This is a genomic window from Rossellomorea vietnamensis NBRC 101237, assembly GCF_001591825.1.
Taxonomy (GTDB): Bacteria; Bacillota; Bacilli; order Bacillales; family Bacillaceae_B; genus Rossellomorea; species Rossellomorea vietnamensis.
Genome location: NZ_BCVQ01000048.1, coordinates 20,296 through 28,654, shown reverse-complemented (window position 1 = coordinate 28,654; position 8,359 = coordinate 20,296). Strand labels below are relative to the sequence as shown.

Below are 8,359 nucleotides of genomic sequence, written 5' to 3'. Positions count from 1 at the left end.
CGGTGTAACAAGGATCCTAACTATTTATTAAATGGTTCGGCTTTAGAGCAATGGATTTAAATAATGTCAAAGCCTCTTTTTGTTAATTTTGATATTTTTTAAATACGATGGTGGCATTATGACCACCGAATCCTAATGAATTACTCATCGCTACATTCACTTCTTGTTTCCTTGCTTCGTTTGCTACATAGTCGAGATCACAATCAGGATCCGGCGTTTCAATATTGATGGTAGGAGGAAGGACACTGTCTTTCATCGCCAGTACAGTAAAAATCGCTTCAACTCCGCCTGCCGCACCAAGAAGGTGGCCTGTCATGGATTTCGTCGAGCTCATGGCCAGTTTATAAGCATGCTCTCCGAATACTTCTTTCACAGCCATCGTTTCGTATTTATCATTATATGGAGTGCTTGTTCCGTGTGCATTGATGTAATCCATCTCTTCCGGAAGGATCCCGCCATCTTCAAGTGCCATTTTCATCGCTCGTGCACCGCCTTCTCCAGCCGGTGCCGGGGCAGTGATATGATAAGCATCTCCGGTACACCCGTACCCTACGATTTCTGCATAAATCGTTGCTCCACGCTTTAAGGCATGCTCAAGTTCTTCCAAAACGACGATTCCCGCTCCTTCTCCCATTACGAAGCCATCACGATTGGAATCAAACGGTCTTGATGCTTTTTCAGGATCTGGATTCGTGGAAAGGGCTGTGTTTGCACAGAATCCGGCAACGGACATTTTCGTGATGGGTGCCTCTGCTCCACCGGAAACCATCACATCCGCATCCCCACGCTGAATCACCTTGAAGGCATCACCGATTGAGTTTGTCCCTGTCGCACATGCCGTTACGGTACAAGAGTTGAAGCCTTTGGCTCCGAGCATAATGGATACTTGTCCCGCTGCCATATCAGGTATGATCATTGGCACGAAGAACGGGCTCACCCGGCGGTATCCACGTTTTTGGAAGGTTTCGTATTGCTGTTCGAATGTTTCCATTCCCCCGATTCCTGAACCGATCCAAACACCGACGCGATGTGCATTTTCGTCTGTGATATCAAGCTTTGAATCTTTTACTGCCATTAACGACGCGGCAATCGCATAGTGAGTGAAGCGGTCCATCTTCCTTGCTTCTTTTCTTTCCACTCCGAACTCTTCAATATTGAAGTCTTTTAGTTCTGCCGCTACTTTGGCAGGATACTCATCGGCGTTTAAACGCGTCAGAGGCCCTACCCCTGTCTTTCCGGCCAAAATATTCGACCAGGTCGATTCAACATCATTACCTAAAGGCGTGACGCTTCCTAATCCTGTCACTACTACACGCTTCTTGTTCATTCTATTCCATCTCCTTTATCTGCAAGTTGTCGATAAGTTTCTGATACTCTATTATTTACCCCAGCGCATAATGATTGCGCCCCAAGTTAAACCGCCACCGAATCCTACCATGACGACAACATCATTCTCTTTCACTCTTCCCGCCTCTAGATCTTCCACTAAAGAAACCGGGATAGAAGCCGCTGATGTATTTCCATATTTATTTACGGTCTTAGACATTTTCTCCACGGGCAGTTCCAGTCGTTGCCTGGCTGCTTCCATGATACGGATATTGGCCTGGTGAGGAATCAGGAAATCTACGTCCTCTTTACTTAAACCTGCCTTTTCAATCACATTTATACTGGATTCACCCATTTGACGAACGGCGAACTTAAACACTTCCCGACCGTTCATGATCAATTTTTCATCCTGATACAAATGCTTCGCTCCTGAACCGTCCGATCCTAATTCAAAGGCAAGAATCCCCTTGCCGTCAGGAACGGGTCCAAGGACCGCCGCACCTGCAGCATCTCCAAACAGGACGGCTGTGTTACGGTCCTCCCAGTCAGTGATCTTGGATAATTTCTCCACACCGACCACTAGGACATTCTTGTACGCACCATTATCAATGAATTGCTTTGCCGTAATCATACCATACATAAAGCCTGCACATGCGGCACTGATATCCATTGCAGCAGCCTTCTTGGCCCCCAATCTTTCCTGAAGGAGGCAGGCAACGGATGGGAATGGATGATCCGGGGTAACGGTTGCAACCATGATCAGGTCGATGTCCTCGGGATCGATTTCCGCGTCAGAGATTGCCTTCTTTGCGGCTTCGAAAGCCATATCAGAGGTATTTGTTTCATTATTTGCTATTCTTCTCTCTTCAATGCCTGTTCTCGTACGAATCCATTCATCCGAAGTATCCACCATTTTCTCGAGGTCCGCGTTTGTTAAGATCTTTTCAGGAAGATAACGTCCAATTCCAATAATACCTGTATTCATACTGGCGTTCCCTACTTTCGTTTATAATTTTTTTCATATGCTCAATGGTTATTATCAATTATTATGACTTGGTACTAATTTTATCGAAGATTTCTACTTTCTGCAATTATTTTTTCTTCCTTTCCCTCTCCCACATCATCTGACCACACTCGTTCATCCCCACTACACAACGAAAGACGGACCACCTAACATTCAGGTGACCCGTCTTTCCATTCGCTTATTCTTTATGTAAGGCATCCTGTTTGCCTAATTCATAAGCTTCACTCATGACTTGGGTGAACAACGTCATGAATGGCTGCAGCATTTCAGGAGAGAACTCGACTCCCGCTTGATCGAGTTGTTCTTTCGCTTGAGGGAAATACTTCATGGCAATTTGCATAAATTCCATTGTTTTGTCTTGATTCATTGCTTCGATTCCTTTCCATTCGGCAATTTGCCGGTATCAATATAGTCCTTGATATGTTGCTTCATTTCAGATTGAAAATCTTTTGGAATGACTGGACTGAATTTCCCCATGGAGATCACACCGTCTTCAAAATCGAATTCCAGGTTGCCTGACTCCAGCTCATCATGGGCGAACCTCTCGGCTACTACTGCATACAACTTATCTGCCTGTTGAACTGTGCTTGTCAGGACCGTTGATTCCCCGAGATCGGATTGATCGGATACGTACCCTATGGCATACAGTCCTTTTTCCTTAAGCTTTTCGATTACAGCTACATTATAGCCGTCACCTGCAGGATACACAACATCGATATCCTCGTTTAATAAAGTGTCCAACTCGTTAAGGGCCCTCTCTTGATCGTCCCAATGATTGGTGTACTCTACGTTAACCTCTGTCTCACTGTTTTGATACTTCGCTCCATCTATAAACCCTTGAACTTCCGGCTGCCACTCGAAGGCCGCAATCACACCGATCTTTTTCGTTTTAGAGTGAAAGGCTGCTGTCATTCCTCCGAAAAAGCCCATAGCGTATCCCTTGAATTGTAGGCTTGTCGTGTTTTTCTCCGTGGCATGTCCGTTAAAGCTGACGAAATGCATATTGGGATGCTCTCCTGACAAATCGTTAAAGACATCCGCATACTCACTTCCATGTCCAAATACTAAGGTGACATCCTTATCATCAAATTCCTCTACTGCCTGCTTGATTGATGTATCATTCTTCATTCCCTCTTTATAGAACACGTCTGCATGATAATCGGATTGTATTTTTAGTAATCCTTTGTAACCTTTTGTTCCCCAAACTCCATCATTCACTGCTTCCGGAACAAGTAAACCAACCTTTTCTATCTCTTCGCTGTTCCCTGCTGAACAACCACTTAGTCCGACCAGGAATACAATCAGGAAAAACATGTACCATTTCTTATTCATGTGCAGCAACTCCTTTAAAGCCCATGCAGCATCTATAAAAGGTTCATTACATCATTCCTATTTTACCCTCACCTGTATCCACATGAAAAGGAAAAGTTTTCTCACTCCTCCATTTCATGCAATCGAATCCCTTTTTCTTGTTGATCAATGATGCCCTTGTGAGACTTTGATGGTCTGACGATCACTTCTTTTCCAACGGCATCGATTTTACGGTGACCAGTTGAAAACGTTTCATTTGTTATATAGGATAGAGCTTCATTCCAGCTCCTGTCTGACAGAGGCTTCAAGGTAAAGATCTCTTTTTTTGAAGAAAGATTGACAATCATTTTGGCTGCATCCTTCACATAAATCGCACCTGAGGGATCATCCACATATTTCTTTCCTTCCCCTCTGCCGGTCAAAATCTGTGCAAACAGGAATTCTTCCGGTTGATGGATGCCATATAACGTTGGAAGGTAGAAGGCAGCACCATCTTCTTCAACACTTCCATTCTCTTTCCCGTTGCTGTAAATTCGAATCACATGGAAGGGTTGGTCCACTTTTGAAAGCAGTTCATCCACTTCTGATAAATACCCCGCTCTATTCCCTCTTACCTGATCATAGTAAGGAAGGAATACACTGGACCCTGAGCGTACGCTCTTATCCCATTCCCCATAAGGCACGTACTCAAGGTTTGCATTCCTTCCAATTTCCATCCATTTATCCTTCGTCTCTTTGTGCTCATCAATGGCGGTCACGGTCCATCCTTTTTCCAGAAGGGCATGACAGAGTTCAAATCCCAAAAACTGTTGTGCAGCAAAAACGAATGCATAATGGTTCAAGTCAATCACTCCAATTTATTAGTTATAACTCTTTCTCATGCAGGGAAAAGTAAGAGGCAATCTTCCCTCCAAGAGACCCTCGCTTCTCAGGAAGAACAAAGAATAGATCCGTTGAAATTCCTTTTGCTAAACGCTCCGTATATATATCTTTTATGAGAGTGAATTGATTTTTATAACGATTTAGAGTCATTGACTGAACAATATACAGGGGAATGGGGATCTCCTGGAATATTTTGTAGTCCTGTGATTGTTTTGAGATGAAGGCTTCACAATCCTCTTCCTTCATCTTCAGCATGAAGGAAAGTTCTTTTATCACTTTTTTATAAAAGAATTTCTGTTCTTTCTCTTGTTCTAAATGATCATACATCGATACGCAGGGGGAGAGCAGGACAGCACTTCTTATATCATGTGCCAATTTCGGATAGAGATTTTTCAATACTAACGCTCCCATTCCTTCGGCCAAAATGTGGATCTTCCCATTAATGATTTCGTTCCGCTTCACATGCTGATAGAGTCGCCTGGCCAATTGCACGGCTTGATCGCTACCCCAATTCGCTCCATACAGATTACTATAATATACAATGTACCCCTTGGCTGTCAGCTCTTGAATCCACTTATACCGTGCCTCATGCTGCACCCAGAAACTGCTCTTTTCGTCTACATAGTGATGGGAGTCCCCAATAATCATTACAGCGAATCCATTCGGTCGTTCAGGGTAATGGATCATGCACCACTCTTGCTCTAATTGAAACAATCGTTGATACATTTAAATTTCTCCTTTTACATACTGAGTCTCTATAGTTTATGTAAAGAGACAGCATTTGTAAGGGAGATAGCCCATAGGAAACCTATTATTTATTAATTTTTGTTCCCTACCCTCCAACAGATGACAGGGTTTACATTTCACAGATTAGTCATTTATTAATTGGTGAAGCTGTGGTAAACTAATAAAGATTGAAATGAGTGACAACATATGCTTGAATGTGTTCAATACATAGGAATGAGGTGACTTGGCGTGAGATTTTTTTGGATGTTCTTCTGGGCTTTTGCATTGTCCGAAATGCTGACTTACGTTGTAAGTTCAATGAATGGAAACGAATTTCATTTTCAAACAGGATTAATCCTTTCCGTTTGTTTCGCGGTACTGGTATTCCTTATCACGCTTGTTATTCCAAACGAGCCTGCAGAAAACCATTAAAAAAAGCAGCCAAATCCGGCTGCTTTTTTTCATTTAATGAATCGTTAGACCATTTTCACCTGCATCGATCGTGATGGTTTGACCCTGTCGGATATTTCCGGCAATGAGTTCCCTTGCAAGCTTGGTCTCGATTTCCCTCTGAAGGTACCTTTTTAAAGGACGTGCTCCATACACGGGATCGTATGCGGATTCCGCGATGAATTCCTTCGCCCCTTCTGTCAGGGTAAGGATGATTTGCTGTTCCTCTACCCGATGTTGAAGGTCCTCAATGAGTTTATCAATGATCCCCTTAATATTTTGGATGCTCAACGGTTTAAATAGAATAATGTCGTCCACACGGTTAAGGAATTCAGGTCGGAACGCGGAACGAAGCTGCCCCATCACAAGATCTTTCGTATCGGGGTCAATCTCTTCCTCCCCTTTATTCCGTTCAAGGAGATGAGAGGATCCGATATTGGATGTCATGATGATCACAGTATTTTTACAATCAATGGTTCTTCCTTGAGAATCGGTGATCCGGCCATCGTCAAGCATTTGCAGAAGAATATTGAATACTTCGGGATGGGCCTTTTCAATTTCATCCAGTAAGATGACTGAATAAGGTTTACGCCTGATCGCTTCCGTCAGCTGACCGCCTTCTTCATAGCCAACATATCCAGGAGGTGCACCGATCAAACGGGATACCGCATGCTTCTCCATGTATTCAGACATATCGATTCTGATCATCTGCTCTTCACTGTCAAATAACGTTTGGGCAAGTGTCTTCGCAAGCTCTGTCTTCCCGACTCCTGTCGGGCCTAAGAAAATGAAGGAACCAATCGGTCTGTTCGGATCCTTGATCCCTGCCCTTGCACGAATGACGGCATCACTGACCAGCCCGACAGCTTCATCTTGGCCGATCACCCGTTCATGAAGAATGTGATCAAGCTTCAATAACTTCTCCCGTTCTCCTTCAACAAGCTTTGTGACCGGGATCCCGGTCCATCTGGCCACAATGTTCGCCACTTCTTCTTCTGTCACTTCTTCACGAAGCAGGCGCCCTTCCTGTTCTTTCATCATTTCCTGCTCCACCGAAGCAAGTTCTTTCTCCATGGCCGGAATCCGTCCGTGCCTGAGTTCAGCCGCTTTATTCAAATCATAGTCACTTTCGGCTTCTTCCAGCTGGCGCCTGAGTTTCTCCAGTTCTTCCCGCTTCTCCTGTACCACGGAGATGCTTTCTTTCTCCTTTAGCCACTTTAATTTCATGGTATTCGCTTTTTCCTTCAGATTGCTTAGATCTTCACGAATACGTCCGAGGCGCTCAAGGCTTGCAGCATCCTTCTCCTTATTCAATGCTGCTTCCTCGATTTCAAGCTGCATCACTTTACGGGTCACTTCATCGAGCTCCGATGGCATCGAATCGATTTCCGTCCGGATCATCGCACATGCTTCATCGATCAGGTCGATGGCTTTATCAGGGAGGAACCGGTCTGATATGTAACGATCGGACAGGCTGGACGCAGCTACGATGGCCCGGTCATGGATATTGACCCCATGATGGATCTCAAAACGTTCCTTCAACCCTCTAAGGATGGAAATCGTATCCTCCACATTCGGTTCTTGTACGAGCACCTGTTGGAAACGTCTTTCCAGGGCAGGATCCTTCTCGATATACTTTCGGTATTCATTGAGGGTCGTTGCCCCGATGCAGTGAAGCTCCCCTCTGGCAAGCATGGGCTTCAGGATATTCCCCGCATCCATGGCCCCCTCTGTTTTTCCTGCACCGACAATCGTATGGAGTTCATCTATGAAAAGAAGAATGCGTCCTTCACTCTTTTTCACTTCTTGGAGTACGGCCTTCAACCGCTCTTCAAACTCACCCCTGAATTTCGCTCCGGCGACTAATGAGCTCATGTCCAGCTCGAAAATCGTCTTATCCTTCAAGCCTTCGGGTACGTCCTTACGAACAATCCTCTGTGCCAGACCTTCCACAATGGCGGTTTTCCCTACTCCCGGCTCGCCGATCAAGACGGGATTATTCTTCGTTTTCCGTGAAAGAATGCGAATGACATGGCGGATTTCACTATCTCTTCCGATGACAGGATCGATTCTGCCAGACCTCACATCTGCCACAAGATCCCTTCCGTATTTCTTCAGTGCTTCATATTTCACTTCCGGGTTTTGTGTCGTCACCCTGCTCCCTCCTCTTATCTCTTCAATGATTTCTCTGACGCTCTTTTCTGTTACCCCCTGCTGCGTTAAGTACAACGTTATCGGATGCTGTTTCTGCTTCCACAGGGATAGGGCAAGATGCTCAACGGAAATATAATCGTCTTCCCATTTGCGTTTTAAACTCTCACTTTCGGAGAAAAGTTGATGGATATCCCTTGAAAGGTACTGTCCATATTGGATTCCTTCCCCCTCTACTGCAGGAATGTCATCTATCTTCCCATCGATCCATTCCGTTAAAGACTGAATAGTTACCCCCGCCCGTTCATATATGGTGCGAAGGAAACTCTCTTCCGACCCGAGCAGCGACTTCCACAAATGCAGCGCACTTATATCTGTATGTAGCTTTTCAGCGGCCAATTGACCAGCCGAAGCCAACCCTTCCTGAATGCTGTGGGTCATGTTATCAAGATTCATTATCTGCCACCTCACATTTTGACCTTCACTGAC

General features: G+C 44.7%; 8 protein-coding genes. 1 reads left to right on the top strand and 7 read right to left on the bottom strand.

Features of this window, described 5'->3' with window-relative positions; genetic code table 11:
• Window positions 1–82: 82 nt before the first annotated feature.
• The 6 genes from fabF to BVI01S_RS18235 form a co-directional block, all read right to left on the bottom strand.
• Entirely contained in the window at window positions 83–1,327 is a 1,245-nt protein-coding gene (fabF, locus tag BVI01S_RS18260) for a beta-ketoacyl-ACP synthase II (RefSeq protein WP_061811162.1), read from the bottom strand.
• A gap of 51 nt (window positions 1,328–1,378) precedes the next feature.
• Window positions 1,379–2,311, bottom strand: coding sequence for a beta-ketoacyl-ACP synthase III (locus BVI01S_RS18255; protein WP_061811161.1), 933 nt, complete (start codon window positions 2,309–2,311; stop codon window positions 1,379–1,381).
• 217 nt (window positions 2,312–2,528) lie between these two features.
• Window positions 2,529–2,717: a ComZ family protein gene (locus tag BVI01S_RS18250; RefSeq protein WP_034763435.1), complete on the bottom strand. Its 189-nt coding sequence runs from the start codon at window positions 2,715–2,717 to the stop codon at window positions 2,529–2,531.
• A complete protein-coding gene (locus tag BVI01S_RS18245; protein WP_061811160.1) occupies window positions 2,714–3,682 on the bottom strand; it encodes a BMP family ABC transporter substrate-binding protein in 969 nt (322 codons plus the stop codon). Before BVI01S_RS18245 ends, BVI01S_RS18250 begins: the two co-directional genes overlap by 4 nt.
• A 101-nt stretch (window positions 3,683–3,783) precedes the next feature.
• Window positions 3,784–4,503, bottom strand: a complete 720-nt coding sequence (locus BVI01S_RS18240; RefSeq protein WP_061811159.1) for a hypothetical protein — start codon at window positions 4,501–4,503, stop codon at window positions 3,784–3,786.
• Between the two features lie 22 nt (window positions 4,504–4,525).
• Window positions 4,526–5,269, bottom strand: a complete 744-nt coding sequence (locus tag BVI01S_RS18235; RefSeq protein WP_061811158.1) for an alpha/beta fold hydrolase — start codon at window positions 5,267–5,269, stop codon at window positions 4,526–4,528.
• Between the two features lie 264 nt (window positions 5,270–5,533).
• Here BVI01S_RS18235 and BVI01S_RS18230 point away from each other — a divergent pair, with 264 nt between their 5' ends.
• Window positions 5,534–5,701 (top strand): YjzD family protein, encoded by a 168-nt coding sequence (locus BVI01S_RS18230; protein ID WP_321177500.1) that lies wholly within the window; start codon window positions 5,534–5,536, stop codon window positions 5,699–5,701.
• Between the two features lie 33 nt (window positions 5,702–5,734).
• Here the strand turns inward: BVI01S_RS18230 and clpB are convergent, their stop codons facing one another.
• Window positions 5,735–8,326 carry an ATP-dependent chaperone ClpB gene (clpB, locus tag BVI01S_RS18225; protein WP_061811163.1) on the bottom strand — a complete coding sequence of 864 codons (2,592 nt, stop codon included), beginning with the start codon at window positions 8,324–8,326 and terminating at the stop codon, window positions 5,735–5,737.
• Between the last annotated feature and the right edge of the window lie 33 nt (window positions 8,327–8,359).